The organism is Ruegeria sp. PrR005 (assembly GCF_010500245.1).
GTDB classification, from domain to species: domain Bacteria; phylum Pseudomonadota; class Alphaproteobacteria; order Rhodobacterales; family Rhodobacteraceae; genus Ruegeria_B; species Ruegeria_B marisflavi.
Genome location: NZ_JAAGOX010000054.1, coordinates 192,884 through 219,022, shown reverse-complemented (window position 1 = coordinate 219,022; position 26,139 = coordinate 192,884). Strand labels below are relative to the sequence as shown.

At 63.0% G+C, this 26,139-nt stretch carries 25 protein-coding genes; 12 read left to right on the top strand and 13 right to left on the bottom strand.

Going from position 1 to position 26,139, the window contains the following annotated elements:
- The first annotated feature begins 192 nt into the window (after positions 1-192).
- The 3 genes from G0P99_RS21210 to G0P99_RS21200 all read left to right on the top strand — a co-directional run bounded on the left by G0P99_RS21210 (position 193) and on the right by G0P99_RS21200 (position 3,252).
- Positions 193-846 (top strand): protein-L-isoaspartate O-methyltransferase, encoded by a 654-nt coding sequence (locus G0P99_RS21210; protein WP_164132476.1) that lies wholly within the window; start codon positions 193-195, stop codon positions 844-846.
- Positions 847-939: 93 nt separating this feature from the next.
- Entirely contained in the window at positions 940-2,358 is a 1,419-nt protein-coding gene (locus G0P99_RS21205; RefSeq protein WP_164132475.1) for a TolC family outer membrane protein, read from the top strand.
- 75 nt (positions 2,359-2,433) lie between these two features.
- Positions 2,434-3,252 (top strand): hypothetical protein, encoded by an 819-nt coding sequence (locus G0P99_RS21200; RefSeq protein ID WP_164132474.1) that lies wholly within the window; start codon positions 2,434-2,436, stop codon positions 3,250-3,252.
- On the opposite strand, the gene G0P99_RS21195 is transcribed toward G0P99_RS21200, so the two are convergent.
- Positions 3,253-4,710 (bottom strand): cobyric acid synthase, encoded by a 1,458-nt coding sequence (locus G0P99_RS21195; RefSeq protein ID WP_164132473.1) that lies wholly within the window; start codon positions 4,708-4,710, stop codon positions 3,253-3,255. It lies immediately after the preceding gene.
- Between the two features lie 154 nt (positions 4,711-4,864).
- On the bottom strand, positions 4,865-5,182 hold the full coding sequence (locus G0P99_RS21190; RefSeq protein WP_093030065.1) for a DUF6280 family protein: 318 nt from the start codon (positions 5,180-5,182) through the stop codon (positions 4,865-4,867).
- A 219-nt stretch (positions 5,183-5,401) separates the two neighbouring features.
- On the opposite strand from G0P99_RS21190, the gene efp reads away from it, so the two are divergent.
- A complete protein-coding gene (efp, locus tag G0P99_RS21185) occupies positions 5,402-5,965 on the top strand; it encodes an elongation factor P (protein WP_164132472.1) in 564 nt (187 codons plus the stop codon).
- A 69-nt stretch (positions 5,966-6,034) separates the two neighbouring features.
- Here efp and G0P99_RS21180 read toward each other — a convergent pair whose 3' ends face one another.
- Positions 6,035-6,931, bottom strand: coding sequence for an ABC transporter ATP-binding protein (locus tag G0P99_RS21180; RefSeq protein ID WP_164132471.1), 897 nt, complete (start codon positions 6,929-6,931; stop codon positions 6,035-6,037).
- A 55-nt stretch (positions 6,932-6,986) separates the two neighbouring features.
- Positions 6,987-7,721 carry a folate-binding protein YgfZ gene (locus G0P99_RS21175; protein ID WP_164132470.1) on the bottom strand — a complete coding sequence of 245 codons (735 nt, stop codon included), beginning with the start codon at positions 7,719-7,721 and terminating at the stop codon, positions 6,987-6,989.
- A gap of 80 nt (positions 7,722-7,801) precedes the next feature.
- On the opposite strand from G0P99_RS21175, the gene G0P99_RS21170 reads away from it, so the two are divergent.
- The 5 genes from G0P99_RS21170 to G0P99_RS21150 are packed head-to-tail and all read left to right on the top strand — an operon-like array spanning position 7,802 to position 12,772.
- Positions 7,802-8,482 (top strand): TIGR04283 family arsenosugar biosynthesis glycosyltransferase, encoded by a 681-nt coding sequence (locus G0P99_RS21170; RefSeq protein ID WP_164132469.1) that lies wholly within the window; start codon positions 7,802-7,804, stop codon positions 8,480-8,482.
- A 39-nt stretch (positions 8,483-8,521) separates the two neighbouring features.
- Complete coding sequence (locus G0P99_RS21165; RefSeq protein ID WP_164132468.1) at positions 8,522-9,205, top strand: paraquat-inducible protein A; 684 nt, start codon at positions 8,522-8,524, stop codon at positions 9,203-9,205.
- Complete coding sequence (locus tag G0P99_RS21160) at positions 9,202-9,804, top strand: paraquat-inducible protein A (protein WP_164132467.1); 603 nt, start codon at positions 9,202-9,204, stop codon at positions 9,802-9,804. The genes G0P99_RS21165 and G0P99_RS21160 overlap by 4 nt, the downstream gene beginning before the upstream one ends.
- On the top strand, positions 9,797-12,211 hold the full coding sequence (locus tag G0P99_RS21155; RefSeq protein ID WP_164132466.1) for an MlaD family protein: 2,415 nt from the start codon (positions 9,797-9,799) through the stop codon (positions 12,209-12,211). The genes G0P99_RS21160 and G0P99_RS21155 overlap by 8 nt, the downstream gene beginning before the upstream one ends.
- Before the next feature lie 3 nt (positions 12,212-12,214).
- Positions 12,215-12,772 carry a membrane integrity-associated transporter subunit PqiC gene (locus tag G0P99_RS21150; protein ID WP_164132465.1) on the top strand — a complete coding sequence of 186 codons (558 nt, stop codon included), beginning with the start codon at positions 12,215-12,217 and terminating at the stop codon, positions 12,770-12,772.
- A 33-nt stretch (positions 12,773-12,805) separates the two neighbouring features.
- Here G0P99_RS21150 and G0P99_RS21145 read toward each other — a convergent pair whose 3' ends face one another.
- Positions 12,806-13,564, bottom strand: a complete 759-nt coding sequence (locus G0P99_RS21145; RefSeq protein ID WP_164132464.1) for a hypothetical protein — start codon at positions 13,562-13,564, stop codon at positions 12,806-12,808.
- Positions 13,565-13,664: 100 nt separating this feature from the next.
- Here G0P99_RS21145 and G0P99_RS21140 point away from each other — a divergent pair, with 100 nt between their 5' ends.
- The gene (locus tag G0P99_RS21140) at positions 13,665-14,093 is read left to right on the top strand and encodes a L,D-transpeptidase (protein ID WP_239059895.1); all 429 of its coding nucleotides are present in this window, start codon (positions 13,665-13,667) and stop codon (positions 14,091-14,093) included.
- 154 nt (positions 14,094-14,247) lie between these two features.
- Here the strand turns inward: G0P99_RS21140 and G0P99_RS24970 are convergent, their stop codons facing one another.
- The 5 genes from G0P99_RS24970 to G0P99_RS21120 all read right to left on the bottom strand — a co-directional run bounded on the left by G0P99_RS24970 (position 14,248) and on the right by G0P99_RS21120 (position 21,393).
- Positions 14,248-14,373, bottom strand: a complete 126-nt coding sequence (locus tag G0P99_RS24970; RefSeq protein WP_255455806.1) for a hypothetical protein — start codon at positions 14,371-14,373, stop codon at positions 14,248-14,250.
- Between the two features lie 289 nt (positions 14,374-14,662).
- Entirely contained in the window at positions 14,663-15,331 is a 669-nt protein-coding gene (locus tag G0P99_RS21135; RefSeq protein WP_164132463.1) for a hypothetical protein, read from the bottom strand.
- 9 nt (positions 15,332-15,340) lie between these two features.
- Positions 15,341-17,299 carry a DNA topoisomerase IV subunit B gene (parE, locus tag G0P99_RS21130; protein WP_164132462.1) on the bottom strand — a complete coding sequence of 653 codons (1,959 nt, stop codon included), beginning with the start codon at positions 17,297-17,299 and terminating at the stop codon, positions 15,341-15,343.
- 152 nt (positions 17,300-17,451) lie between these two features.
- Positions 17,452-19,377 carry a DUF3604 domain-containing protein gene (locus G0P99_RS21125; RefSeq protein WP_164132461.1) on the bottom strand — a complete coding sequence of 642 codons (1,926 nt, stop codon included), beginning with the start codon at positions 19,375-19,377 and terminating at the stop codon, positions 17,452-17,454.
- Positions 19,378-19,524: 147 nt separating this feature from the next.
- Positions 19,525-21,393 (bottom strand): adenylate/guanylate cyclase domain-containing protein, encoded by a 1,869-nt coding sequence (locus G0P99_RS21120; RefSeq protein ID WP_164132460.1) that lies wholly within the window; start codon positions 21,391-21,393, stop codon positions 19,525-19,527.
- Between the two features lie 160 nt (positions 21,394-21,553).
- Between G0P99_RS21120 and G0P99_RS21115 the strand changes: the two genes are divergently transcribed.
- Complete coding sequence (locus tag G0P99_RS21115) at positions 21,554-22,162, top strand: carboxymuconolactone decarboxylase family protein (protein ID WP_164132459.1); 609 nt, start codon at positions 21,554-21,556, stop codon at positions 22,160-22,162.
- Between the two features lie 350 nt (positions 22,163-22,512).
- Positions 22,513-23,412, top strand: a complete 900-nt coding sequence (gene ppk2 / locus G0P99_RS21110; RefSeq protein WP_370462864.1) for a polyphosphate kinase 2 — start codon at positions 22,513-22,515, stop codon at positions 23,410-23,412.
- A 2-nt stretch (positions 23,413-23,414) separates the two neighbouring features.
- Here ppk2 and G0P99_RS21105 read toward each other — a convergent pair whose 3' ends face one another.
- The 3 genes from G0P99_RS21105 to G0P99_RS21095 form a co-directional block, all read right to left on the bottom strand.
- Positions 23,415-24,026, bottom strand: a complete 612-nt coding sequence (locus G0P99_RS21105; RefSeq protein WP_164132458.1) for a glutathione S-transferase family protein — start codon at positions 24,024-24,026, stop codon at positions 23,415-23,417.
- On the bottom strand, positions 24,023-24,916 hold the full coding sequence (locus tag G0P99_RS21100) for an alpha/beta fold hydrolase (protein WP_164132457.1): 894 nt from the start codon (positions 24,914-24,916) through the stop codon (positions 24,023-24,025). The genes G0P99_RS21105 and G0P99_RS21100 overlap by 4 nt, the downstream gene beginning before the upstream one ends.
- 65 nt (positions 24,917-24,981) lie before the next feature.
- Positions 24,982-26,139 (bottom strand): dienelactone hydrolase family protein, encoded by a 1,158-nt coding sequence (locus G0P99_RS21095; RefSeq protein ID WP_164132456.1) that lies wholly within the window; start codon positions 26,137-26,139, stop codon positions 24,982-24,984.

The following is a 26,139-nucleotide window of genomic DNA, read 5'->3' as shown; positions in this document are numbered from 1 at the left end:
CAATTACTTGAGGTGGTGTGGAGCGGGTTCTACCAGCTTTCCGGATCGTCGTCCAGATGGCATTCGCAAATTCAGTGCCAAATTTGCGGGCCGACCGCGCCGCGGTGCCGCGGGCTTTTGGGCAATGGGACGTTGCCGCTGGCCTGCCGTTGTGGCAAAAGCCGGGTAAGTAATCTGCTAGTGAGCTGCAAAATGACCGAATTCGCCAATCGCCGCCGCATGATGGTTGATACCCAGGTCCGCCCTTCGGATGTCACCAAGTTTCCGATCATCCAGGCGATGCTGACGGTTCCACGAGAGAATTTCGTACCGGATGCACAGCGAGAAGCCGCCTATGCGGATGTCATGGTCGATCTGGGCGGCGGACGGCATCAGCTGGAGCCCCGCACGCTGGCCAAGATGCTGGATGCGGCGAATATCGGGCGCACCGAGATGGTGCTCGATATCGGGGCCGGGCTGGGGTACTCGTCGGTAGTGGCGGCGCGGATGGCAGAACTTGTTGTCGCGGTCGAAGAAGACGAGGCGATGGCCGAAGAGGCGCAGACGCAGCTGATGGATGCCGGGGCCGACAATGCCATTGTCCATACAGGCCCCCTGGCCGAGGGCGCGTCCGAGCATGGACCCTATGACGTGATCCTGATCCAGGGTGGGGTGGAAACCATGCCGCAGGCGCTGCTCGACCAGCTCAAGGATGGCGGTCGGATCGTCGCGGTGTTCAACGAAGGCGCGGTGGGCGTGGTCCGCCTGGGCCGGAAAGCCGGCGCTCAGGTGTCCTGGCGGTTCGTGTTCAATGCCACGGCGCCGGTACTGCCCGGATTTGAACGGGCGCCGGAATTTGCGCTCTAAAACGGCGCCTGAGGCGACGTGTGTCCTTGCCTTTTGCCGGGACACGGTCATGCTCGCAGAAGGCAGAAACGAATTTTCGAGGGAGGCAGGGCAATGCTGAGACTGGTTTCGGGACGCGTGGCGAGAATGGCTGCATTGGCCGCGGGCGTCGCCGTGCTGGCTCTGGGTCCGCGAACCGCTGTGGCGGACAATATCGCGGACGCCTTGATCGGTGCCTACAATACCAGTGGGCTGCTGGAGCAGAACCGCGCCTTGCTGCGCGCTGCCGACGAAGACGTTGCCATCGCACTTTCCACATTGCGCCCGATCATAGATTGGACTGCGCGGATCCAGAGCAATTACAACAAGGTCGGCAACGCGCTTACTTCCTCAACGAGTCATCCGGACACGTTCTTTACCGGGCTCGAGCTGACGCAGCTGATCTATGACGGCGGCGCATCGGTATTGGGAAAACACGCCGCGCAGGAAACGGTGCTGTCGACACGGCAGGCTTTGATTCAGGTCGAGCAGCAAGTTCTTTTTCGGGCGGTGACGGCATATCTGAACGTGCTGTTGCAGGAAGAGACCGTTTCGATCCGGCAGAACAACGTGAACCTGCTGGGTGAGGAACTTCGCGCCTCGCAAGACCGATTTGAAGTGGGGGAAGTGACACGGACCGACGTTGCCTTGTCCGAATCCCGGCTGGCCAACGCGCGCGCGAACCTGGCTGACGCCAACGGGGCATTGACCACGGCGCATGCGGAATACATCAACGCAGTCGGGCACCACCCGGGCCGCACAACGGGGCAACCGTCGCTCCCCGGGCTTCCGCGGTCCGAGGCAGATGCCGCCGCCTTGGCCCTGCGCAACCATCCCTCGCTTCTGTCGGCTCAGCATCAGGTGCGCGCATTGGATCTGGCCGTCGACCGGCAACGTGCCGCGCTTGGACCGACTGTGCGTTTCAATGCCGAAATCGGCTTCACGGACGATTTTGGCGGCACCGATTTCTCTGATACCGCTGCGGCGCGCATCATTTACTCGCAACCGGTTTACGCCGGTGGACGTCTGATGTCGCAAGTCCGCCGCGCCATGGCACAAAGGGATGCGTCGCGTGCCAACCTGTTGAATGTGCAAAAGGATGTGACACAGGACGTCAGCGACGCCTATGTCCGCTTTCAGACCGCCAACGCCAGCCTGAACGCCTCGAACGAGCGGGTCCGTGCCGCGCAGGTTGCCTTTGACGGGATCCGAGAAGAGGCGACATTGGGCGCACGGACGACGCTTGATGTGTTGACCGCTGAACAGGATCTGCTCGATGCGAAACTGTCCCAGGTTTCGGCCCGCACCGAGCGCTCTCTGGCGGCTTATCAGCTTTTGGCTGCTCAGGGTCTGCTGACGGCGGAACGGCTGGGTTTGGCGGTGCAGATTTACGATCCCACGCTCTATTACAATCTGGTCAAGAGCGCCCCGGCCGCGATGTCAAAGCAGAGCCGCGACCTGGACCGTGTCCTGGAAGCACTCGGCAAGAAGTGACAAATGGTTTCATTTGTTGTCGGATCGGCGGATGTTCGCTACACTCGCGGGCGAGGCCAAGAGTGGTAGCAACAAATGTCTGATCCTGCAAAGTCCGTAGAGATCGAGGATGTCCTTTCTTCGATCCGAAGATTGGTAAGCGAAGAAGGCCGTTCCGAGGGGCGTTCCAAGGGACCGGCAACTCGGCCGGGAAAGCTGGTGCTGACCCCTGCGCTGCGGGTCGCTGACCGGTCCGAGGATGAAACCCCCGCGGAAGAACCGGTGCTGCAAGCGGATGCGGAGGCCGAGGGCGGGGCGGATGAGGCATCCGCGCCTTGGACCGACCCGGATGCAACGCTGTTTTCAGCGGCCCAGGCCGCAGGCGAGCCGATCATCAAGACTAACCCCGTTGTGGAAGAGGAAGATATCCCCGAACCGGCGATGCTTGCCGAACTGGATGTGCCGGATATCGACGTGGCGCTGGACACTGAAGAACCGCTCAGCGCCCGGATCGAGGTGCTGGAAGCGGTGATCGCCCAGACGGACGACGATTGGGAGCCCGACGGGTTGAGCCCGGACGCCTATTCCGGGACGCGGGTCGAAGCGATGGAGTGGCAGGATCATTTGGCCCCGGCCGAAGAGGAAGCCACGCAGGTTGAGTTTTCAACTGACGACGCGCCTGTGTCTTTCGATCACGATGTCGATGACCCGGAAATGGAAGACGAGCTCGAAGACGAGCGGTCCATCCTGTCGCCTGAAGAAGGCTATCTCGACGAAGAGAGCCTGCGCGAGCTTGTGGCGGATATCGTGCGCGAAGAGCTTCAGGGCGCGTTGGGTGAGAGGATCACCCGCAATGTGCGCAAGCTGGTACGCCGCGAGATCCATCGCGCGCTGACAGCACAAGAATTCGAGTGATCAGGCCCCTCGCGGCGGTTCCGAAAGCTCAAGCAACAGGTCGAGGTCCAGATGGGCCTCTATATGCTCTGCCAGCGCGTCCAGCACCTGGTCCACGCCGTCTTCGTATCCGACCAGCGCTTCCTGCCCGAATTCCGCCAGATAGCGCGCGCGGAACGGGTCCGAGGTGAATACCCCGTGCAGATAGCTGCCCCGAATCCGCCCGTCTGTGGATGCGGCGCCTTCCGGGCGCCCGTCGATCTCTAACCACGCCCGGGCACAATCGGGGCCAGAGGTCCGGCCGATATGAATCTCGTATCCGGTGACCGGTTCGCCGCCCGGCAGCGCCGTTGCATGGCGCAGGGTGACCTGTTTGTCGCCGGTCATGATGGTGTCGACATCCAGCAGGCCAAGACCGTCGACCTTGCCCGGGCGCCCCTCGATTCCGTCAGGGTCGTCGATGCTGCGTCCCAGCATCTGATAGCCGCCACAGAGTCCCAGCACATGGCCGCCGCGCCGCACATGGGCGTAGAGGTCGATGTCCCAGCCCTGGGCGCGGAAGAAGGCGAGATCGCCGATGGTCGACTTGCTTCCCGGCAACAGGACCAGATCTGCATCGCCGGGCAGGGGGCGGCCCGCCGGGATGATTTCGACCGTCACGCCGGGTTCGGCGGACAGCGGATCCAGGTCGTCGAAATTCGCCATGCGTTCCAACTGCGGCACCGCCACCTTGAAGGTGCCGCCCGCGCTGGAGCGGATATCCATCATATCCTCGGCCGGCAGGCGCCAGGCATCGTTAAACCACGGAACCACGCCCAGGCAGGGCCAACCGGTGCGACGGGCGATATCATCGCGGCCCTCGTCGAAGAGGGAGATGTCGCCCTTGAACCGATTGATGGCAAAGGCGCGGATCTGTGCCAGATCGCCTGCGTCCAGAACAGCCTTGGTGCCCACGATCTGGGCAATCACCCCGCCGCGATGAATGTCACCGACCAGGACCACAGGCACACCGGCGGCACAGGCAAACCCCATATTGGCGATGTCGCCGGCCCGGAGGTTGGTTTCCGCCGGGCTGCCCGCGCCTTCGACCAGCACCAGGTCGGCGTCGCGACAAAGCCGGCCAAAGCTTTCCAGCGCCTTGTCCAGCAGATGCGCCTTGTTGCGGCGATAATCGCCTGCCCGCATCGTACCGGCCCGCTTGCCCTGTACGATGATCTGGGCGCCTGTATCGGTTTCAGGCTTCAGCAGGATCGGGTTCATGTCCGTATGCGGCACGCGCCGCGCCGCCCGCGCTTGCAGTGCCTGGGCGCGGCCGATCTCTCCGCCATCCTCGGTGGCGGCGGCGTTGTTCGACATGTTCTGCGGCTTGAAGGGCGCCACGCGCAGCCCCCGCCGCACAAAGGCCCGCGCCATGCCCGCGACCAGCATCGACTTGCCGACGTTGCTGCCGGTTCCCTGAATCATGATCGCGCGAACCATGCGTGCTCCCGTTGTCCGTCGCTGGCAGATGATCCGAAATCCGGTGCCGTGACCAGTCCCCCTGCGGCATTCGGTGTCCGGTTGCCGTCATGCCTCGAACCAACGAAAAACGCGCCCCCCACGGAGCGCGCCTGTTGTCGACAGCCTTGATGTGTCAGGCGGCTTCGGCCTGTGCGGCGTTGCGGCGCTCGCTCTCTTCGCGCGACAGCGCGACAGAGGTACGGACCCCACGTCCCACGAATTCCATCAACCCGCGCACGACGCGTTCGTTCGGGTCGATACCGGCACAGCTCAGCACCTCGCGCCCATCGCGCGAGCGGGCCCAGCGGGCGATCTGTTCGGGGCCATTGCCGTACTTCTTGTCGTCGGCGATGGCGTCATCCAGCGCGGCCAACACAACGGCCGCAAACAGTTTTCTAGCACGGTTGCCTTGCTCGTTGTTGTAGGCGGTGCCGTCAACGAAATCTTTCATCTCGTCTTCCTTGTTGTTCTTGCTCTTGCAATTTTCGGCGTAGCGTTGCTTATGACCGATCGGACTCGATTCGGGTACCCCATTAATGCATAGATGAGTTGCATGTTTTGCATAACTGCTGCGATTGCAGCACTAGGTTTCGTTGTCTTGCCAGGGATCGTCCCGCCAGATATAGGGGCGCAAATGGGTGCATCAACCGTCGTGTGAAGGAAATATGTCATGCCCAAGATCAACGGAAACGAAATCCGCCCCGGCAATGTTCTGGAGCACAATGGCGGGCTGTGGGCGGCCGTGAAGGTCGACCATGTGAAGCCCGGCAAAGGCGGGGCCTTTGCTCAGGTCGAACTGCGCAACCTGCGTAACGGGTCAAAGCTGAACGAACGGTTCCGCTCTGCCGACAAGGTCGAGCGTGTGCGTCTGGAGCAGAAAGACCAGCAATTCCTGTATGAATCCGATGGGATGCTGGTGTTCATGGATGCCGAAACCTATGAACAGATCGAACTGCCCGCCGAACTATTGGGAGAGCGCCGGCCCTTCCTTCAGGATGGCATGACGATCCTGGTCGAGTTTCACGAGAGCGAGGCTCTGAATGCGACGCTGCCGCAGAAGGTGACCTGCAAAATCGTCGAGACCGAGCCGGTGGTCAAAGGCCAGACCGCGGCCAACTCCTTCAAGCCCGCCTTGCTGGACAATGGCGTCAAGGTGATGGTGCCCCCGTTCATCGGGCAGGACGAAATGATCGTCGTGAATACCGAGACCATGGAGTACTCCGAACGCGCATAACGTTGCGTCACAAGGCCGCCCGTTGGGCGGTCTTTTTCGTTTCATCTCCCCTGCGGCCCTTACTGGACCTCACCGGATCAGGTCGCGCAGTAATTCGAACTTGATTCTGTTGGCGCTGACCTGGCGGTAGAACGCGATCAGAAAGGCGGTTGGCCCCTGAATGCGGCCCAACCCGCTGACTGCGGCAACCACGGTTCCCACGTCCGTACGACCATGTAGAACCAGCCAGCCGCCAAGCATCAGCACCGCGACCGTGCCCGCGCCATTGATGGCGCTGAGCACGAATTTGGTCGACAGTTTCCACAGGAACATGTTGCGCCGGGTGTCGTAGATCTCGTCGAACTTGGCCTCGATCCCGGCAATTTCGTCGGTGATGTCCTGCCTGCTCAATTGCTCGCTTGCGGCCCGCAGCAGTTTCACGCGCAGGGCGACATAGCGGTTCACCTTCCGTTGCGACAGCAGGACGATGGCGATCTGCGGCAGGATCATGCCCGCCGCGATCAATCCCAATCCCGGCTGGGTGGAGGAGATATAGCCGATTACACTGATCAGCGTACCGATCTGAACCACCGGGTCGGAAAAGGCCCCGCCGGCGAACTTTCCAAGCTCTTCCGCCTCGGCAGTAACCGCGGCGGTCAGGGTGCCCTGACTCAGATCGTTGCTTTGCGCAGAGGCGCGTTCAACCAGCCGTCTGCGGATCAGGCGGATGACATGCTCTCCCAGCGTGCCCGACAGAAACCCCATCAGGAACTTCAGCAGCAGGCTGAGCAGGATAACGGCGCCCATCCCGGCGCCGAGCAAGAACAGTTGGCCGGTGTCGAGCGAGGCCTCGGTCAGGTGGTTGACGATGTCCCGTTGAAACTCCAGCGGGGCGGCGGCCAGAGCGGCGATCGCCAGGGAGAGTATGATCAACACCACCTGACGGCGCGCGCTGACCCGCCAGATTGCGGCGTAAAGCTGAAACATCCCCGGTCCCCTGATCGTTTAAGGGAAATCTGCCGCGCCGCGCCGCAAAGATCAATCAGTCCATGCGCACCCGCGCTGTGCCTGCCTGCAAATCTCCCTTGGCCCTGTCAAAACGGAGATAGGCAATTGCTTGATCGCCGGACCGGCTGTGCAGGGTGCCAACAGTCTTGCCGTCGGTCGTGATCTCGGTTCCTGGGTCTGCGGGGCCCTCGACGGTGACTTTTGCAAGGCCTTTGCGCAATTCGGTCTTGTGCTTCATGCGGGCGGTGACTTCCTGCCCGACATAACATCCCTTGCGAAAATCGACTCCGTTTAGCGTCTCGAACCCGGCTTCCAGAATGTAACTGTCCCCAGTCAGTTCGATCCCGGTTTCGGGAATGCAATGGGCCACCCGGATCGCATCCCAGTCGCTGCCGTCGTCGCTCTCTGCGGCCTGGGCATACGCGCGCCAGCCCAGCGCGGGATGGCGGGGGTCCATGAGTGCGCCCTCGGGCGCGGGGCCGGTACCGCGTTGCAGATGCAGGCCGCTTTCACCAATGGTGACATCCGCCCGCAATTTGTACATGGACAGGCGTTTCACCAGCCCGTCCGCCAATGGCTCTGCCACATCCAGCAGGATCGATGCGCCGTCCCGTTTCAAAAAGAAATCGGCCAGATACTTTCCCTGCGGGTTCAGAAGGGCCGCATAGACCAGCCCCCGATCCAGCTTGCGCGTGTCGTTGGTGACCAACCCCTGAAGAAAGTCTTCCGTGTCGGCTCCGCTTAGCCGCAGGATGCGTCGGGTGGGCATGTCTTGGTCCTCGTCATCGCCGTCAGACCCGTGATATAGGAGAACCCGCCCAACTGACCAGAGGCCAGAGGAAACAGACCTTGCCAGCCAAGCTCAGCATCGTGATTCCGACCCTTGCGGCCGAGGTAACCCTGCCTCGGGTCTTTGCCGCCCTGATGGAAGGGCTGCCCACGGGCCTGATCCGAGAGGTGATCGTGACCGATGGCGGATCGGGGGACCGCACCCTTGATATCGCCGAGGAGGCGGGGGCCGTCGTGCTGCAAGGGTCGCCATCGCGTGGCGGGCAGCTCAGGCGAGGCTGCGCCGTGGCAAGGGGCGAGTGGATCCTGATCCTGCATGCTGACACGGTGCTGGATGCCGGCTGGTCCGAGGTGGTATCGGATCACATCGCCAGCAGCGAAAGGGCGGCGGTCTTTCGACTGGCTTTCGCCGCGCGGGGTCTTGGGCCTGCCTGGGTCGCGGGCTGGGCCAACCTGCGGACGCGATTTCTCGGGCTCCCCTATGGCGATCAGGGTCTTTTGATCCGCAGCGAGGACTATGAGGCCGCAGGCGGGTATCCTGACCAGCCCTTGATGGAAGATGTGCATCTGGTGCGGGCGCTGCCCGCCCCGCCTGTCCTGCTCCCGTCGGGCGCCGTGACCGGGGCCGACAGGTACCTGCGGGACGGATGGTTCGGGCGCGGGGCGCGCAATCTGTGGACGCTGCTCAGGTATTTCGGTGGTGTCTCGCCGGAACGGCTGGCGCGGGCCTACAGGCGATAGGGGGCGGTCCAGATTGGTACCCAGAGAAGAAACAGGTTCATGACAAGCTTGCCCGATGTGACACCGACCAGCGACGATCTGGAACGGAGGGCATGGGCCCGCCTCTTCGAGGCCGATCCCGATGGGGTGATCGCTTGTCCGTCCTGCGATACGCTGCATGTGGCAGAGACGATCGCGCCGGGGCAGGTCGCGCGGTGCAAGCGCTGCCATTTCACCCTGATCGCCCCGCGACGGGATACACTGAACCGGACCCTGGCGCTGGCGCTCACCTCGGCCATGCTCATGGTGGCCATGCTCAGCTTTCCCTTTCTGACCCTGACCCGGCAGGGATTGTCCAACGAGGTGTCGATCCTTGGTATGATTGGTGGCCTGGCGCATGGCTGGTACATGCTGCTGGCCATTGTTGTCGCGATGTTCGTGGTCGGCGTGCCTATGCTGCGCGCGGCTGCCTTGATCTATGTAGTCTGGGGGCTGCGCCAGAAACGCCCGCCGCGCGCTGCGCGCGAGGTGTTTCGCCTGGCCGAGGCGATGGCGCCCTGGGCCATGACCGAGGTCTTTCTGATCGGGACCGGGGTTGCCCTGGTCAAGGTGGCCGGACTGGCGCGTGTAGGCTTTGAGGAGGCATTCTGGATCTTCTGCGTGATGGTTCTTGTGCTGGCGCTCAAGAATGCCTCGGTCTGCCGATGGACGATCTGGACCATGATCCGGGAGCGGCAGGAATGATGCGGGCCTCGGATTTCGGCTGGATCGGCTGCCACAATTGTGGCGCCGTTCATTCCAAGGGAGGGCAGACGTGCCGCACCTGTGGTTCGGCCCTGCATCACCGGTTGCCCAACAGCATGCAGAAGCTTTGGGCCTGGCTGCTCACCGGTATCTTTTTCCTGATCCCCGCCAATCTTTACCCGCTCTTGAGCAACGAGATCTTCGGCCATGAGGAAGGCCACACGATCCTTGAAGGGATCCTTCTCTTTGCCCAGTCCGGGGACTACTTGGTCGCCGGCGTGATCTTCCTTGCCAGTTTTGTCATCCCGTTTTTCAAGGTCGCGGTGATCGCGACGCTGGCCCTTTCGATACAGCATGGCTGGCAGCTGTCCCCAAGGCTGCGGCACGTGCTTTACGAGTTTGTCGAGTTCATCGGGCGCTGGTCCATGATTGACGTGTTTGTTGTGGCATTGCTGACCGGTCTGGTGCATCTGGGGGCAATCCTGGCGTTTCTGCCGGGGGCGGGGGCGATCTGTTTCGCTTTGTCTGTGATCTGTACAATGCTTTCGGCGCAGGCGCTTGACGCCAAGTTGATCTGGGACGGTGTAACGAATGAATGACGACATGGAACTTGCCCGTCCCGAAGTGGAAACCAGCCGGGCGCGTGGCTGGCGCGGCCTGTCTCTGGTCTGGCTTGTGCCTGTCGCCGCGGTTGCGGGTGCGATGGGGCTGGCGTGGCAGAACTACGCCAATCGCGACGTCCCGATCCGCATCGCCTTTGCCGACGCAACCGGGATCGAACCCGGTAAGACCGAGATACGGTATCGCGAAGTTGGCGTTGGTACGGTTCGGTCGCTGCAATTCAGCGACGATCTCAGCCAGGTCGTGGCGCATGCGGAAATCAATCGTGACCTGGCCCGCTATCTGGATAAGGACACGCGGTTCTGGCTGGTGACGGCGCGCGTCGGCCCGGGCGGTATCAGCGGGCTCAATACCTTGTTGTCAGGGTCCTATATCGCTGCGGACTGGGATGCGGAAACCGGAGACCCGTCACGGGATTTCGTCGCCGAAGAGGTCTCGCCTGCTGTGCCACCGGGAACCAAGGGGCGGGCCGTGGTGCTGGTGGCGCCCGACAGCGGTTCGGTCTCGGTCGGGGCGCCGATCCTGCACAAGGGGGTGCAGATGGGCAAGGTTGCCGCCGTGCGCTTCGACCCGCTCAGCGGCTCGGTTCTGATCAGTGGCTTCATCGAGGCGCCGTATGACAAGATGATCACCTCGGGCACGCGGTTCTGGAATGTGTCGGGTATCGGCCTGGAACTGGGCGAGGGCGGCATTCAGCTAAAAGTGGACAGCCTGGCATCGCTGTTGCAGGGCGGGATCGCCTTTGACACGCCGGTATCGGGTGGCGAGGCGGTGGGCCGGCGGCCGGTGTTCGACCTCTATCCCAACGAGGCATCTGCGCGCGACGCCCTTCTGGGGGACACCCTTCAGGCGACGGTCGAGATCATGTCGAGTTTCGAAGGGTCCGTGCGCGGGCTGAGAGTCGGGTCTGAGGTCTTGTTTCGCGGCGTCAAGGTGGGTCAGGTCAAGCATATGACTGCCCAGGTCGACGAAGTCGAAGGCCAGTCCCCGGAAATCAGGATGCAGGTCCTTTATACGGTCGAGCCCTCTCGCCTGGGGCTGCACGACGTAAAGACCGCCGAGGATACCCTGTCGTTGCTGTCCACCATGGTGGAGCGGGGCGGGTTGCGGGCGCGGCTTATGCCCGCCTCCTTGTTCTCTGGCGGGCTGGTGGTGCAGCTTGTCGAGGATGACGAGGCAGAGCCAGCAGTCATCGACAAGCAGGCGGCGCCGTTCCCGATCATGCCCTCCTTGCCGACACCGCCGGACACGCTGGCCGTCGCGTCCCAGAACGTGCTGGACCGGGTGGCCGCCCTGCCGGTCGAAGAATTGATGCAGCGCGCGATCACGTTGTTGGACAACGTCAATTCCATCGTCGCCGACGGCGATACACGCGCCTTGCCTGCCGATATCCGCAGCGTGCTCGACAATGTGAATTCGGTGGCCGGCTCGGAAAGCCTGCGGACGCTGCCCGACGATCTGCGTCAGGCCGTGGCCTCGGTCAATGCGGTTCTGGACCGGTTCACACAGGATGAGGGCTCGCAGAAACTGGTTGCCGCCCTCGAAGAGGTGCGTCTGGCCGCAACCTATGTGACGGAGTTCAGCGCAGAACTGCCGGCTTTGGTGTCCAATATCGACCGGCTGGTGGCCAAGGCCGATGCACTGCCGCTGGAGGATGTGGTGGCTTCGGCGGGTGACGTCCTGCAAACAGCCAATGCGTTCCTTGAGAAAGAGGATGTAACCCGCGTGCCTGCCGCGCTTTCTGCTGCGCTGGAGCAGGCGGAGAAAACCCTGGCCTCGATCGACACGACGGTGGGTTCGGTCAACGAAACACTTGGCCGGTTCGAGGAACAGCAGGTGTCCCAGACCCTGATCGACGCATTGAACGACGTGCGCACAGCCGCCGCCAATGTCGAGGATGCCAGCGCCGGGTTGCCGTCGCTGGTGGAAGACATCGACAGGTTGGTGGCAACGGCGAATGAATTGCCGTTGGGCGATGTGGTGGCCTCGGCCGATCAGGTGATGCAGTCGGCGGACGCCTTCCTGCGCAACGAAGACATGGAAAAGGTGCCCGGCGCCCTGTCGGGCGCATTGGAGCAGGTGCAGCAGGTACTGGCCGAGTTGCAGGCGGGTGGTGCGGTCGAAAACCTGAACCGCACCCTGGAAACCGCAAGTTCGGCCGCGGAGTCGGTGGCGCTTGCGGTCAAGGATCTGCCCGAGCTTGCCCAGCGGCTGGACGATCTGGCCGACAGCGCCGAAGCGACCATCGGAGCCTATGGGCCGGGCTCTCCGGTCAATCGCGAGGTACAGGCCGCCATCGGCGATCTGCGCGCCACGGTCCGGTCGCTGAACGCGCTGGTCGAGGCCATCCGGCGAAAACCCAATTCCCTATTGGTAGGACGTTGACCTATGAGAAAGCTGTTTTCCGTTGCACTGATTGCACTTGCGGCCTGTAGTGCGCCCGAGGAGCGATATCTTTTGCCGGAAATCACCGGTGTCGACACCTATCGGACAGGGGTACGCACGGTACAGGTCGCCCGGATGGATCTGCCTGCCTATGTCAGCGACAGCGAGATCACGCTGCTGGGTGACGACGGCGTGTTGCGACCGACCAAGGCGGGATTCTGGGCCGACGAACCCGAGCGCGCCATGAGCGAGATGCTGGCGGCTGGACTGGATCAGGCTCTCAGCGCCTCGGTCGCCGCCGATCCGTGGCCGTTCGAGACCCCCGCCGATGTTCAGGTGGCGGTCAAGGTGCATCGGCTGTCCGGCGTTCCCGGGCAAAACCTGGTCTTTTCCGGGCAGTACTTCCTGACCTCTCCCGCCCATGGGAACTTGGAAAAAGCCTATCGGTACTCCTATTCCGTGGCGATGGCCGAGCCCAGCATACAGGCCATGGCCCAGGCCCAGACCGAGGCGATGCGGCAGCTGGTGAATGACATCGCCCGACGGATTGCGAAAGGATAAAACCTTGCGACGGCAGTTGGTTGGGTGGCTTAGCTAACGCAACTCGATGATTGATTTTCCAAGCCGGAAGGGTGCGGCAAAACTGACGAAACAAAGCGCCAGAATTTGCAGAACCAGAATATGGGCATTGGCCTTGAGGTATTCCCATTCCGACTTCAGCTTGCCGATCTGTTCGATCAGATCGTCATAGGTATAGGCGAGAATCTGAAAATCGCCAGCAACGACAGGCACTTTGCGGCGCATGTTCTGCAATGCCGCCTGGGTCGGCTCGTCGAGGGTGGTGAACACCAGGAACTCGCTGACGTCGAACGCGTCCACTTTTTCTGTCATACCGCGCATGTCGTCGGACGCCGATCCGGTGCCGCCGAAGAGGAAATGCAGGTTGGCCAGTGGGGCGACCTCGTTTGTGACCTCGATAAAGAGCGGCAGTTCAGCATTGGTGGCTGTGGACGCTGACAGGAATTCTACTTTGTTACATAACTCTTTAATATCAGTGTCATATGCTGGGTCGCAAAAGCGCAATCTGAACCGCGCGGCATCGCGATCGAAGGCGGTTGTGACGGCGTAGGCGATGTCGATCTGGCGGTCCAGGCGGGAATGGTCCGATTTGTACAAACCCGCCAGCACCGCAACCAGCGCCCCCAAACCACCCAGGACGACCCAGACGAGGTCCGCAAGCTTCCAGGCCTTATGCCCCGCGGGCTTGTGCAGCAAGAGCCATCCGGTTCCGACGCAGCCGGTCAGGAAGCAGACGAGGATCAGGGGTAACTGGTTGTCGGCAATGAAAATCATTCCGCGACGTTAGGGGCTTTGCCCCGGAATGGGCAAGAGGTCAAACCGACTTGTGATAGGGCGCCGGTCGGATAGACTTGGTCCCGGGGATGGAGGGAGAATGCGGGTGCTTCAGCGGATCGCGATCTTTGGTGTCATTATTTTTATGTATGTAAATCAGGGGATTGCGCAGCTTCTCCTGATTGATATCGATCTGTCCGAGCAGCGGATGCAGGTGCTGGACAGTGGTGCGGTGACGCATGACTGGCCGGTGTCCACGGCGCGTCCGGGCAAGTGTACGCCCACCGGAACCTTTACCCCTTACCTCCTCAAGCGCGAACATTACTCGACCCTTTACGACGGTGCGCCGATGCCGTTTTCCATATTCTTTTCAGGGAATTACGCCATCCATGGCACGACGCAGACCGACCGTCTGGGCACGCCTGCCTCGGCCGGGTGCGTGCGGTTGGATCCGGAGAATGCGGAAGCGTTGTTCAACCGGGTGCGCGAGGTGGGCAAGGAGGAAACGCGGGTGGTGATCCACGAGTGACGCGGGTTCTGTACCGCGAATTGACCGTTTTGTACCCGCGCTGGCAGCCCGATTGACCGTTTTGTACGCCGGTTTCCCGGCCCCGGAATGGCAAACGGGGCGGGTGTGACCCCGCCCCGCGTCCAGTGACATTCTGGGGGGAAAGACTGGGGGCTTACTTGCCCTTGTCGCGGCCTGCGACCGGGGCGGGTTTCGCCATTCCGGCGGTGGCCAGGACCTTGGGCTTTTCCTTCTTGGGCTTCTTGGCCTCGCGGTTGCCGCGATTCTTTTCCTTGGACATGGATGTTTTCTCCTGACGGGTCCGGCGGGCACCATGCCTGCCGGGAGGGGTAGCTTGGCCGTTGCTCTGGGTGTCAGGGTTGCCTGAGCCGATCGGGTCAGGGCGATGAGACTTTCGACGCAGCAGGGGCGCGGGGCCTCGCGGTCAACCGCCGCCTGCACGGGGAATCTATGCTTGGGTTTAGGTTGCCGCAAGGGGGATGGAAGAGGTATTTTTGTGGGGATGTGTGGGCGGTGGGCAGGAAGCGGTGGGCAGGGGGCGGTGGGCAGGACTGCCCACCCTACGCTGGCTAATTTTGGTGGGTTTCTAACTTTGGCGTGTCTGCATTTACCATGCTTTTGATAAAGGGAACTGCTTCATTCAATGCTATTCCTGCCGCTAGCGAAAGTACCGCAAGGATAATCTTGTCTTTGTTTCTTTTGAGAAAGGTGTCATTTGGTCGAAAGATCACTTTTGGAGCAAGGTGTCCCATGTGGGTTAGAAATGAAAGAAAAAATATTGGGCTGCCGACCGCGAAAAGCAGAAGAATCTCCTGAATCAGTTCGAGCTTTTTGCCAAAAGAAATATAAAAATAGGCGGGGAATACTAAGGCAAGCGCTAAGAATGGGTTCCCAATAAAAGAGTACCATATCTTGTAATGCTTTAGGTGCTCATGTAACTCTTCGGCCGTCGAGCGATCTTTCTCTTCGAATGTTAGCTGTGAGTGTATTCTGTTTATGTTTAGCTTGATTGAGTTAATTCTAAAGGTGAGCGGACTGCTAATTTTCGATCTATTTTTCTCGAGATCATCTAGATCTGTCAAAACATATCGTCGATTGTCAAGATAACTTCCTGTTGTTAATTGAATTTCGTCAGTTTCTCTCGCTACCGTCTTGATGATACTCAAGAATTCTTCGTCGGTCATTCGGAATGGTGGAACGGTCAACTCAGGTGTTTTTTTGGATTCAATAACTTCCATCGTTATCCCCTAAACATCCAACTCCTCCACGAACCGCGCGTTCTCCTGGATGTACTGGAACCGCAATTCGGGTTTCTTGCCCATCAGCCGTTCCACCAGGTCGCCGGTCTCGCCGGGTTCGTCCTCGTCGATGGTGACGCGGATCAGCTTGCGGGTTTCGGGGTTCATGGTGGTGTCCTTGAGGTCCTTGGCGTCCATTTCGCCCAGACCCTTGAACCGGCTCACGTCGATCTTGCCCTTGCCGCCCAGCCCCTTGGCCAGCCAGTCGTCGCGTTCGCGCTCGTCCAGGCAATAGACCCGCTTCGCCCCCTGCGTCAGGCGGTAGAGCGGCGGGCAGGCGAGGTAGAGGTGCCCCGTGTCGATCATCGGGCGCATCTGGGTAAAGAAGAAGGTCATCAGGAGCGAGGCGATATGCGCGCCGTCCACATCGGCGTCGGTCATGATGATGATCTTGTCATAGCGCAGGTCGTCGATGTTGAACCGGGTGCCAAGGCCGACGCCCAGCGCCTGGGTCAGGTCGCTGATCTCCTGGTTTGAGCCGAGTTTGGAACTGGCCGCGCCCAGCACGTTCAGGATCTTGCCCCTGAGCGGCAGCAGCGCCTGGGTGCGCCGGTCGCGCGCCATCTTGGCGGAACCACCGGCGCTGTCACCTTCGACGATGAAGAGTTCCGTGCCCTCGCGCGAGGTGGCGGAGCAATCGACCAGCTTGCCGGGCAGGCGGAGCTTCTTGGTGGCGGTCTTGCGCTGGGTTTCCTTTTCCTGGCGGCGGCGGATGCGTTCTTCGGCGCGCAGCACCAGGAAGTCGAGGATGGCGCCCGCGGATTTGGTATCGGCTGCGAGCCAGTTGTCGAAATGGTCGCGCACGGCGCCTTCGACCAGGCGCTGCGCCTCGACGGTGGCGAGGCGGTCCTTGGTCTGGCCCACGAATTCGGGCTCGCTGATGAAGCAGGAGACCAGCGCGCAGCCGCCTGTCAGCAGATCCTCGCGGGTGATCTGGGCGGCCTTCTTGTTGTTGATCAGCTCGCCATAGGCGCGGATGCCCTTGAGGACGGCGGACCAGAACCCGGCCTCGTGCGTGCCGCCCTCGGGGGTGGGGACGGTGTTACAATAGGACTGGATGAAGCCGTCGCGGGATGGGGTCCAGTTGATTGCCCATTCGACCTTGCCCGGGGTGTTGAATTTCTCGGTGAAGTCGACGGTACCGGCAAAGGGCTGCTCGGCATAGGTCGAGGCGCTGCCGAGCGTCTCCTTGAGGTAGTCGGCCAGGCCGCCGGGGAAGTGGAAGGTGGCCTCGGTGGGCGTTTCGCCGTCGTCGATGGCGGATTTCCAGCGAATCTCGACGCCCGAGAAGAGGTAGGCCTTGGAGCGGATGGATTTGAACAGGCGCGCGGGCTTGAACCGGTGGTGGCCGAAGATTTCCTCGTCGGCGTGGAAGGTGACGGTGGTGCCGCGCCGGTTGGGGGCTGCGCCGATCTGCTGGATCGGTCCGAGGGGCACTCCGCGCGAGAAACGCTGCTCGTAGAGTTGCTTGTCGCGGGCCACCTGTACGACCATGGAATCGGAGAGCGCGTTCACCACAGAGGCGCCGACGCCGTGCAGGCCGCCCGAGGTCTGATAGGCCTTGCCCGAGAACTTGCCGCCCGCGTGCAGGGTGCAGAGGATGACTTCGAGCGCTGATTTTCCGGGGAATTTCGGGTGCGGGTCCACGGGGATGCCGCGCCCGTTGTCGCGCACGGTGAGCGCGTAATCGGCGTGCAGTTCCACCTCGATCCGGTTGGCGAAACCGGCCACGGCCTCGTCCATCGAGTTGTCGAGGATTTCGGCCACCATGTGATGCAGCGCGCGCTCGTCGGTGCCGCCGATATACATGCCGGGACGTTTGCGGACGGGTTCCAGCCCTTCGAGGACCTCGATGGAGGAGGCGTCGTAGGTGGCGGTGTTGGCTCCGCTGAGAAGATCTTCGGGCATGGCGCTGCTCTTGTTCTTGGGTTGGCCTGCATTATGGCAGGTGATGTGGTCGGGGGAAAGAGGGACGCTAAGGGTTGTGGACAACTCGGGGTGGCTGGAACAAGAATGCCGGCCCGAAGGCCGGCATTCCAAGTTGCCGAATTGGTCCCGGTTCAGCCGGGGGTGTACCAGATGGGCGAGGTATAGGCGCGCTCCTGCGTTTCCATCGGGCTTTCGGCGGGCACCTCTGCGCCCATGCGGAAGGCGTCATAGGCTGTCCAGCGCGGTGTCGGGATCTCGATCACGCGGGCATAGTAGAACGCCGGTTGCGAGGGGTCGAAATCGGGATCGGTCCAGACGGTTCCCATTTCGCCCAGGCCAATCGTGTTGGTCCAGGTCGCGCGTGCGACATCCACGGTGGAGCCGATGGCGGGGAGCTTGCCGTTTGCGTCGGGTTCGCGGTCGCCTGCCCAGACCACGTCATACACCTGTTCGTGCGTTTCGCCCGCGCTGTCCATCCAGCCCTTGACGATCTGGATCCGGTCGAGATTGCCGCCGATCGGGTCCTTGAGCGCATAGACCATGAAGTTCGGCGCTGTGGCCCCTTCGGGGGCTGCGGACAGATCGCCGCCCATCGGCGCGCCCTTGGCGTACCCCAGCGCTGCGGGCGTGCGCGAGGTCAGGTCGTCCATCGTGTAGTCCCAACCGCCGAAGAAACGGACCCCGATCCGCGAACCGGTGGTAGCATAGACCTCCTTGCGCTCCATCGCGTCAAAGATCGCCTCGCGGGTGTTCTCGGCGGCCCAGACCGCAGCGAGACCCGATGCCACCATCTCCCATCCGAGGATCGCGACATCGCCGAACTGGCCGACGATATGAGAGGGGCGCTGCGGGTTCGGTTCGGCGCCGGAGTGCTTGCCGAAGAAGTTGTCCTCTTGCGCGGTGGCAAGCGAGGTGTGGCTGTCGGTCGAACCGACCATGCCGAACTTGTAGGGGTTGGTGCCAAGGCGGGCTTCGAGCTTGAGCCCGGTTTTCAGCGCTTCACGGGCGTATTCGCCCGCCAGCATCGAATCTTCCTTCAGTTCGGACAGGTTCAGGTTGCCCTTGTCCCATGTCTCGTAATCGGCGAACTCGTCATTGGGGCTGAGGAAGGGGTGTGTCTCGCCGTCGCCCTTGATCTGGGTGACCTCGTACATCGGTTCCCATCTTGCCCGCGTTTGAACGTATTCCTCGTCCAGCTCGGTGCCGTCGTATTGCGCCGTTTCCGGGAACATGATGCCGTTCGAGAGGTTGCCGTTATGCGCCAGTGCCAGGACATCGCCGCGCGTCACCTGCTCGTAATTGGCCATCCATTTCCACAGGTCGCGCGGGTTGATGGAGCCCGCCGGGCTTTCGGTGGTGAACGGGTCGAGCATACCCGCCTTTTGCCCATTGTCGCGGTAGATCACGACCCGGTGCATGTTGCCGCCCTGGATCAGCGAAGTCCATTCGTAGCCGATGAAACTGGTAAAAAGTCCCGGCTCATAGGCTTCTTCGGCGGCCGCGATCTGGCGCTGCCAGACCGAGCGGAACGGTTTGGTTCCCGCCTCGACCGCGAGGGCCGGAGAGAGGACCTGTCCGCGCGAATAGGCGTCGATCAGCTCAAGGGCGGCGGCCACGCCCTCGTCGCCGCCATTGGCCACCATCGTGGCGATACGGTTGCCTTCGGCGTCGGACATGATGGCCGGGTCCTGGGCATAGATCATGTCAAAGAGGCCCATGTTGTCGGAATGGTCGGCCACGACCAGCCAGTCGAGCGGGCGCGACAGCCGGGCCATGAAGCCGGTCGTCGCCTGTACTTCCTGCCCCTTGGCAAAGCGATAGGCCGCGCGCGCATCCAGCCGATTGCCAAAGGCGCCCGCATCGAATGAGGTCGAGGTGTGGAGGTGTGTATCACCCCAGAGCGGCCTGTCGGGGATGCCCCGATGCGCGTAGGGCGAATAGGACTTGCCCGGAAAAGCCTTGGAAAGGCTGGATCCGTCCGGGGTCGGTTCGAACGCGGTGGCCGCAGATGCGCCAAAGATGCAAAGAGCCGCGGAGATGAGGTATGTGTGTCGCATGAAAGGCTCCAAATCTCGAGATCAATATTCGCATTCTAGCATGCAATTCGCATTTTCGGAAAACCTCGGCTACAAAGGTCTGTTTGGGGGCTGGATCCACCTGTTCATAACGACCGGAAAGGAGATGCGCACCGTGGCGCGCGAGGGTTACTCTGGCACACCCGCTGCGGCGGCTGCGTTGTAGAGGCGTTCGCGGTTCTCGGCCAGCTTGAACGCCTTTACCAGGCCCCATTCGGACAGGCGGAAATCGGGCCAGAGTTCCAGCAGTTGCGCGACGGTGGCGGCGGCCTCGTCCTGTTTGCCAAGCTGCTGCTGGGTCGCCGCCAGCCAGACATAGGCATTGGGGTTGCGGACGGCAAAGCCGGTGATCCGTTGCAGGCGCAACTCTTCGGATTTGGCATAGTCGCCGTTCATGAAATAGGCGTTGGCAAGGAACGCCACCCCCCGGATCGTGTCATGCGGGCTGATGCGGCGGGCCAGTTCCAGGTGGCGGACGGCCTCGGCCGCCTCGCCCGCGAAGTAGAGCTGGAAGCCCATGAAGAGGTTCTCTTCGTATCCGTTGGGCTGGATCTGGAGCGCCCGCCGGGCCGCGCGGACGGCCGCGTCATGGTTGCCGTTGGACAGTTGCGCCCCGGCCAGCGCGATATAGGACCAGGCGAATTCGGGGTCGATCTCGATGGCTTTCTCGGCAAACTCCAGCGACTTGCGCGCGTCCTCCTTGGGCGAGGGGCCGAACCTGAGCCGCGCCTTGACCGAGTGGTTGAAGGCAAGACCGGCATAGCCGCCGGCGAATTGCGGGTCGAGCGCGATGGCCTCGGAAAACAGTCTCTCACCCTCTTCGACGTTTTCCCGGCCCGGGGACTGGACCAGCCGGCGGGCCCGGAGGAAGGCATCGTAGGCGTCAATGTTGGTCGTGTACTTTTGCAGGAGCCGGTCGTGTTCCGACGCCTTGAGGGTCACGGCCATGGCGCGGACGACCTGCCGGGTCACGTCCAGTTGAACCGCAAAGACATCGCTGATGTCACGGTCGTAACGCTCGCCCCAGATGGTGTTGCCCCGGAGGGCATCGGTCAGTTGCGCAGTGATCCGGACATTGCCGCCCGAGCGACGCACGCTGCCTTGCAGGACGTGGCGCACGCCGAATTCCTCGGCCACGTCGCTGATTATCACGTCCTTGCCCCGGAAGGAGAAGGAGGAGCTGCCCGCGACCACGAAGATGCCGGAGACCTTGGAGATATCGGTGATGATATCCTCGGTGATGCCATCCGCGAAATAGTCCTGATCGTCGGTCTCAGAGAGATTGACGAAGGGCAGGACGGCGACCGAGGGCCGGTCGGGCAGGCTCAGCTTCATCCGATTGATCGAGGCGGGTTCGGACCGGGTTGCCCAGGGGGGAAACAGAGCCAGGGCGAGTCCCGCGACCAGCACCAGACCGGCCAGGATCAGCGCTGTTCTGCGTGCGGGCCGTGGGGTGGGGCGGGGGTGCGCCGTGGCCTCGACCAGCCGGAAGGTTCGAACGGGCTCGGGGATGTTCTTGACCTTCTGGGGGCCCAGGTCCTGGAACCCGACCGAGAGCCGGTTTCTGACCTGATCGAAGGTGCTGCCGGAAATCGTGATGCCGCCCGGTTCGGCCAGGCTTTCAAGACGGGCGGCGATATTGACCGCGTCGCCCAGCAGATCGTCGCCATCGACCATCACATCGCCGACATTGATGCCGATGCGCAGGTGCATCTGGTGATCCGGCGGAAGTTTCGCGTTTTCCTCGGCCAGTCTTTCCTGCGCCGTCATGGCGCAACGGACGGCTTCCACGGCGCTGCCGAACTCGGCGATGACGCTGTCTCCGGCGGTGCCGAACACCCGCCCGCGATGGCGCGCGATCAGGTCCATGAGGATGTCCCGGTGCGATTTCAGGGTGCGCAAGGCCGCCTCTTCGTCGCGCGCAACGAGGCGGCTGTACCCTGCCACATCGGCGGCGAGGATCGTGGTCAGCCTGCGCTGGACAGCTTCGTCGGCCATGTGCGAGCGCTCCCTTGCGGGTCAAGTTTATGTGGCGCAGGGGTTGGTGTCTATCGCGCGGGGCGCTTCGGTTTGGGTCGGGACGGTTGCCGGTGAGGGGGACTTTCACCAGCGGCCGATCACACCTAGGGTGAGCGTGAACCCGAACGGAGAGAACCGCATGAGCTGGATCAGGACCATTCCCTTTGCCGAGGCCACCGGCAAGCTGAGGAAGCTTTATGACCGGGTGACCGGGCCGGGGGGCAATGTCGACAACATCATGATGGCCCATTCCCTGCGCCCGCATTCGATGGAAGGGCATATGGTGCTGTACAAGAACGTGCTGCACCATACCGGCAACGCCATTCCGAAATGGTTTCTGGAGACGCTTGGGGTCTGGGTCAGTTCGCTCAATGGCTGCGCCTATTGCGTGGAGCATCATTTCGCGGGGCTGGTACGGCTGTTGGGCGACGGCGCCCGCAGCGACGCCATTCGGGCGGCAATCGAGGATCGCGCCCCGGATGGGGCGCCCCTGGATGCGCGCGAGCGGGCGGCGATGGTCTATGCGCGCAAGCTGACAGAGACACCGGCGCTGATGGTCGAGAGCGATGTGGAAGCACTGCGCGCGGCGGGATGGGAGGATGGCGAGATCCTGGAGATCAACCAGGTCTGCGCCTATTTCTCCTATGCCAATCGCACCGTGCTGGGGCTGGGCTGTTCGACCGATGGCGACGTGCTGGGCCTGTCCCCGGGCAATTCCGAGGATCCTGATGACTGGGGACACCGCTAGGGGGCGCTGCCCCCCGGTGCAGAAATCGCAGAATTCTGTCACCTCCCCCCGGAGTATTTGCAGCAAAGCGAAGAGGCGGGGCGGGCACTGCGACGGAAAGGTTTGCCGATTTGTAACGTTTTCTTGACACGGATCAACGCGGGCTGCGGGCGCGGCGGATATAGTGACGCGCGAACCAGACAGACCAGACCGTTAGCGAGGAGACAGAACCGTTGGATACAGCAAAGCGCATCGTTCCGCAGGAAGACAAGCAAACCACCGCCAGCCTGGAGGCTCCGGCAGAGGTGGCGGCGCCGGTCGCGGCCCTGGAGGCTGTTCCGGAGCCTGTGGCCGATGCGTCGGCTGACCTCGTGACGGAGCCTCGGCCGGCGCGGACGCGCCGGGTGGTGATGCCGACGCCCGAGAATGTGCGCCACGCGTTCGAGAGCGGCAAATACCCCTATGTGCGCAGGATGGCGCGCCGCCCCTATGAGGCGGAAAAGGCGCGCTTGCAGGCGGAGCTGCTGAAGGTACAGCTCTGGGCGCAGGAGACCGGCGAGCGCTTTGTCCTGCTGTTCGAGGGGCGCGATGCCGCGGGCAAGGGCGGCACCATCAAGCGGTTCATGGAGCACCTGAACCCGCGCCAGGCCCGCGTTGTCGCCCTGAACAAGCCCACCTGGGAGGAAAAGGGCCAGTGGTACTACCAGCGCTATGTGCAGGAGCTGCCCACGGTGGGGGAAATGGTGTTCTATGACCGCTCCTGGTACAACAGGGCCGGGGTCGAGCGGGTGATGGGGTTCTGCACACCGAACGAATACCTGGAATTCATGCGCCAGACGCCGGAACTGGAGCGGATGCTGGTACGCTCGGGCATCCGGCTGTACAAATACTGGTTCTCGGTCACGCAGGAGGAACAGCAGCGCCGGTTCACCGCGCGCGAGACCGATCCGCTGAAACAGTGGAAACTGTCGCCGATCGACAAGGCGAGCCTGGACAAGTGGGACGATTATACCGAGGCCAAGGAGGCGATGTTCTTTTATACCGACACCGCTGACGCGCCCTGGACCATCATCAAGTCGAACGACAAGAAACGTGCGCGCCTGAACTGCATGCGGCATTTCCTGTCGACCATCGACTATCCCGGCAAGGATATGGAGGTGGTGGGCGCGCCCGATCCGCTGATCGTGGGTCGCGCCCATCACGTGATCCACAAGTCCGAGCATATCCTGGGTACCGCCCTGCATCCCGACCAGCGGGCCAGGCAGGACTGAGATCAGTCGCCGCCGCCCGCGGCGAGCGCGCGCTGAAAAGCCGGACGCGCGCGCATGGTGGCGGCGAACTCGGCGAGCCGGGGAAACTCGGCTTCGCGGCCCAGCCGCGCCACCACGCCCGCGGGAAAGCTGAGCAGGATGTCGGCGGCGCTGAGCCCATCCAGCACGAAATGGCCCGAGGGGCGCAGGCTGTCCTCCATGAAGCGGAAATGGCTGGTCAGTTCCGACTGGATGCGCGGATGCAGCGGCGCGCCTGCCTCGCCCAAGAGGCCGACATAGAGATTGAGCAGGATCGGCGTCATCACCGAGCCTTCGGCGAAGTGCATCAGCTCCAGATGTTCGGCCCAGGCCGGGCTGTCCTGCGGCGGCATCATCTGTGGTGCATGGCGGGTGCAGAGATAGTCGACGATGGCGCCGGACTCGGCCAGCCGGATACCGTCGGTCTCGATCACCGGCGATTTGCCCAGCGGGTGGACGGCGCGCAGTTCGGGCGGGGCGAGGCGGGTCTTGGGGTCGCGCTCGTACCGGATGACCTCATAGGGCAGGCCCAGTTCCTCGAGCAGCCAGAGGATGCGCAGCGAGCGGGATTGGGCGAGGTGGTGGACGGTGATCATGGGGCGGTCTCCGGTTGGGGCATCCAGTTCAGGATGGCGGCGGCGACCCGGTCGGGCGCCTGATGGCACAGCCAGTGGTCGGTGCCGGGGATGGTGATGCGGGTGAGGTTTGGTGCGAATTCTTCAAGCCCCTCGGTCGCCTCGGGCAGCAGCGCGCGGTCGTCCGGCCCCCAGAGCAGCAGATGCGGGCAGCCAACGTGCAGCCGGTCGAGCGGCAGTGCGGGCAGATCGGTGCGCGGCTGGCCCGGGGCGGCGATCACCAGTGGCGAGGCGCGGTACCAGTTGAGCATGGCGTCGAGCCTGCCGGGCCGCGCCCATTCGGCCTTGTATTCCGCCAGCCGTCCAGGACTGAGCCAGCCATGCCCGCCCATGTGGCGGGTGAAGAAATCACTTAGCGCCTTGTAATCATTGGCGGCAAAGTGCTGTGTGGCCTCGGGCGCGCGCAGGGCGTTCATGTATTGCGAGGCCGCCGATTGCGCGCCGCCCGCCGCCAGCGCGCGCTGGAACGGCACCGGGTGTACGCCATTGGCGATGATCAGGCGGTCGACCAGCCTGGGGCGGAACATGGCCAGCCCATAGGCCACCGCCGCGCCCCAGTCATGCCCCAGCACGGTGAGCGGTGTGCCAAGGGTTTCAGCCAGCGCCGCCATATCTGCGACGAGGTGGGATGTGGCGTAGTGCGTGGCGCCCTCGGGCGTCCAGCTCTGGCCATAGCCGCGCTGGTCCGGGGCGATGCAGTGGAACCGCTGGGTGAGATGCGGGGCGAGGTCGGACCAGGCGCCGCCGTATTCGGGAAAGCCGTGCAGCATCAGGAGCGGCGGCAGCGCGGGATCGCCCCAGCGGCGGAGAAAGAAGCCTTGTCCGTTGAGCGTTACGGTTTCGGTCTGCATGGCGCGCTCCGGGATTTGATCGCCGCAGTCAAGCAGGTTGCGGGCCGGCGGGAAAGATGCGGCGTTCAGTGACCTTTCGTCAGCGTCTCGAATGTGAGGGCGCGGGCAGAGGTGGGGGCGAAACCGACAAAGCTGTCGTCAAGGTAGCGCTGCATGGTCTTGTCGCCCTTTAGATGCAGCGACAGGAAGGCGGTGGCGAAATGCTGCGCGATGTTGTTCATGCGGACCGTATCCCAGACCGGATCGGCGTAGTGTTCGAACGGGATGAAGTCGAGCGCGGGGGATGCGGCCCAGCTCTCGGCCGGGGCGGGGATGGGCGCGGCGGCATTGTGACTGGCCCCCTGAAAGGTGAGCAGGTGGCGGGTGGTGCCGGTGGTCTGCTCGAAGATACCGCGCATGGCGGCATAGTCCGAGACCTCGTCAAGGCTGCCCGCCATGATCATCAGCGGTTTGGCCAGCCCGGCAAGGCCGGGAGAGTCCCAGATGCCCCGGTGATTGCCCCAGGGGCCGATGGCGATGGCGGCGCGCACGCGCGGGTCGATCAGGGCCGCGTGGGTTTCGGAGCCGGAGATGTGGCGGGACAGCAGCCCGGCGGGCGGCGCGAAATCGGCGGTGGTGGCGGTGCGGCTGACACCGGCCCCGGCAAAGACCAGCGCGCCATAGCCGCCCATGGAATAGCCGATGACGCCGGTATGTCCGGTATCGGCCTGCGGCACGGTTGCGGCGACATGGTCGATCACGGCGCGCTGGTCGAGCGGGCGGTGATAGAGCGTGGCACCAAAGGCGCCTTGGTCGGCATAGGTGCTGTCGGCGTGATCGGGGGCGGCAGCGATGAACCCGCGCGAGGCGAGCGTTTCGCCCAGATGCGACATCAGGAACCTGTTTCCCGGATAGCCATGCGAGATCACCACCAGCGGGAAGCGGCCCTGGGCGGGGGTGGCATCGCGGGCGGCGCGGCCGAGGAGGCGGGTGGTGGTCTGCCCGTCGCGGATCAGCGTGTCGTAAGGATCGCCCGGCGCATTGCCGGGCGCCGCGGGGTACCAGAGCTCGACCGTCATTGGCCGGTTATAGAGCGGCTGGCTGTCCTCGGTGGCGCGGGCCACGTCGATCCGGCCGGGAATGTCGAGTTGCGAGGTCCGCACACCCACCGGATGCGGGCCATATCCGGCCTGTTCCGGGGCGTCGGGGCGGACGGTGTCGATACGGTTGGGGATATGGGACAT

Bases quoted from the DNA above. Each gene is read 5' to 3' on its own strand.
- G0P99_RS21210 (WP_164132476.1), top strand. From the start codon at position 193: ATGACCGAATTCGCCAATCGCCGCCGCATGATGGTTGATACCCAGGTC.
- G0P99_RS21205 (WP_164132475.1), top strand. From the start codon at position 940: ATGCTGAGACTGGTTTCGGGACGCGTGGCGAGAATGGCTGCATTGGCC.
- G0P99_RS21200 (WP_164132474.1), top strand. From the start codon at position 2,434: ATGTCTGATCCTGCAAAGTCCGTAGAGATCGAGGATGTCCTTTCTTCG.
- G0P99_RS21195 (WP_164132473.1), bottom strand. From the start codon at position 4,710: ATGGTTCGCGCGATCATGATTCAGGGAACCGGCAGCAACGTCGGCAAG.
- G0P99_RS21190 (WP_093030065.1), bottom strand. From the start codon at position 5,182: ATGAAAGATTTCGTTGACGGCACCGCCTACAACAACGAGCAAGGCAAC.
- efp (WP_164132472.1), top strand. From the start codon at position 5,402: ATGCCCAAGATCAACGGAAACGAAATCCGCCCCGGCAATGTTCTGGAG.
- G0P99_RS21180 (WP_164132471.1), bottom strand. From the start codon at position 6,931: ATGTTTCAGCTTTACGCCGCAATCTGGCGGGTCAGCGCGCGCCGTCAG.
- G0P99_RS21175 (WP_164132470.1), bottom strand. From the start codon at position 7,721: ATGCCCACCCGACGCATCCTGCGGCTAAGCGGAGCCGACACGGAAGAC.
- G0P99_RS21165 (WP_164132468.1), top strand. From the start codon at position 8,522: ATGACAAGCTTGCCCGATGTGACACCGACCAGCGACGATCTGGAACGG.
- G0P99_RS21160 (WP_164132467.1), top strand. From the start codon at position 9,202: ATGATGCGGGCCTCGGATTTCGGCTGGATCGGCTGCCACAATTGTGGC.
- G0P99_RS21155 (WP_164132466.1), top strand. From the start codon at position 9,797: ATGAATGACGACATGGAACTTGCCCGTCCCGAAGTGGAAACCAGCCGG.
- G0P99_RS21150 (WP_164132465.1), top strand. From the start codon at position 12,215: ATGAGAAAGCTGTTTTCCGTTGCACTGATTGCACTTGCGGCCTGTAGT.
- G0P99_RS21145 (WP_164132464.1), bottom strand. From the start codon at position 13,564: ATGATTTTCATTGCCGACAACCAGTTACCCCTGATCCTCGTCTGCTTC.
- G0P99_RS21140 (WP_239059895.1), top strand. From the start codon at position 13,665: ATGCGGGTGCTTCAGCGGATCGCGATCTTTGGTGTCATTATTTTTATG.
- G0P99_RS24970 (WP_255455806.1), bottom strand. From the start codon at position 14,373: ATGTCCAAGGAAAAGAATCGCGGCAACCGCGAGGCCAAGAAGCCCAAG.
- G0P99_RS21135 (WP_164132463.1), bottom strand. From the start codon at position 15,331: ATGGAAGTTATTGAATCCAAAAAAACACCTGAGTTGACCGTTCCACCA.
- parE (WP_164132462.1), bottom strand. From the start codon at position 17,299: ATGCCCGAAGATCTTCTCAGCGGAGCCAACACCGCCACCTACGACGCC.
- G0P99_RS21125 (WP_164132461.1), bottom strand. From the start codon at position 19,377: ATGCGACACACATACCTCATCTCCGCGGCTCTTTGCATCTTTGGCGCA.
- G0P99_RS21120 (WP_164132460.1), bottom strand. From the start codon at position 21,393: ATGGCCGACGAAGCTGTCCAGCGCAGGCTGACCACGATCCTCGCCGCC.
- G0P99_RS21115 (WP_164132459.1), top strand. From the start codon at position 21,554: ATGAGCTGGATCAGGACCATTCCCTTTGCCGAGGCCACCGGCAAGCTG.
- G0P99_RS21105 (WP_164132458.1), bottom strand. From the start codon at position 24,026: ATGATCACCGTCCACCACCTCGCCCAATCCCGCTCGCTGCGCATCCTC.
- G0P99_RS21100 (WP_164132457.1), bottom strand. From the start codon at position 24,916: ATGCAGACCGAAACCGTAACGCTCAACGGACAAGGCTTCTTTCTCCGC.
- G0P99_RS21095 (WP_164132456.1), bottom strand. From the start codon at position 26,139: ATGTCCCATATCCCCAACCGTATCGACACCGTCCGCCCCGACGCCCCG.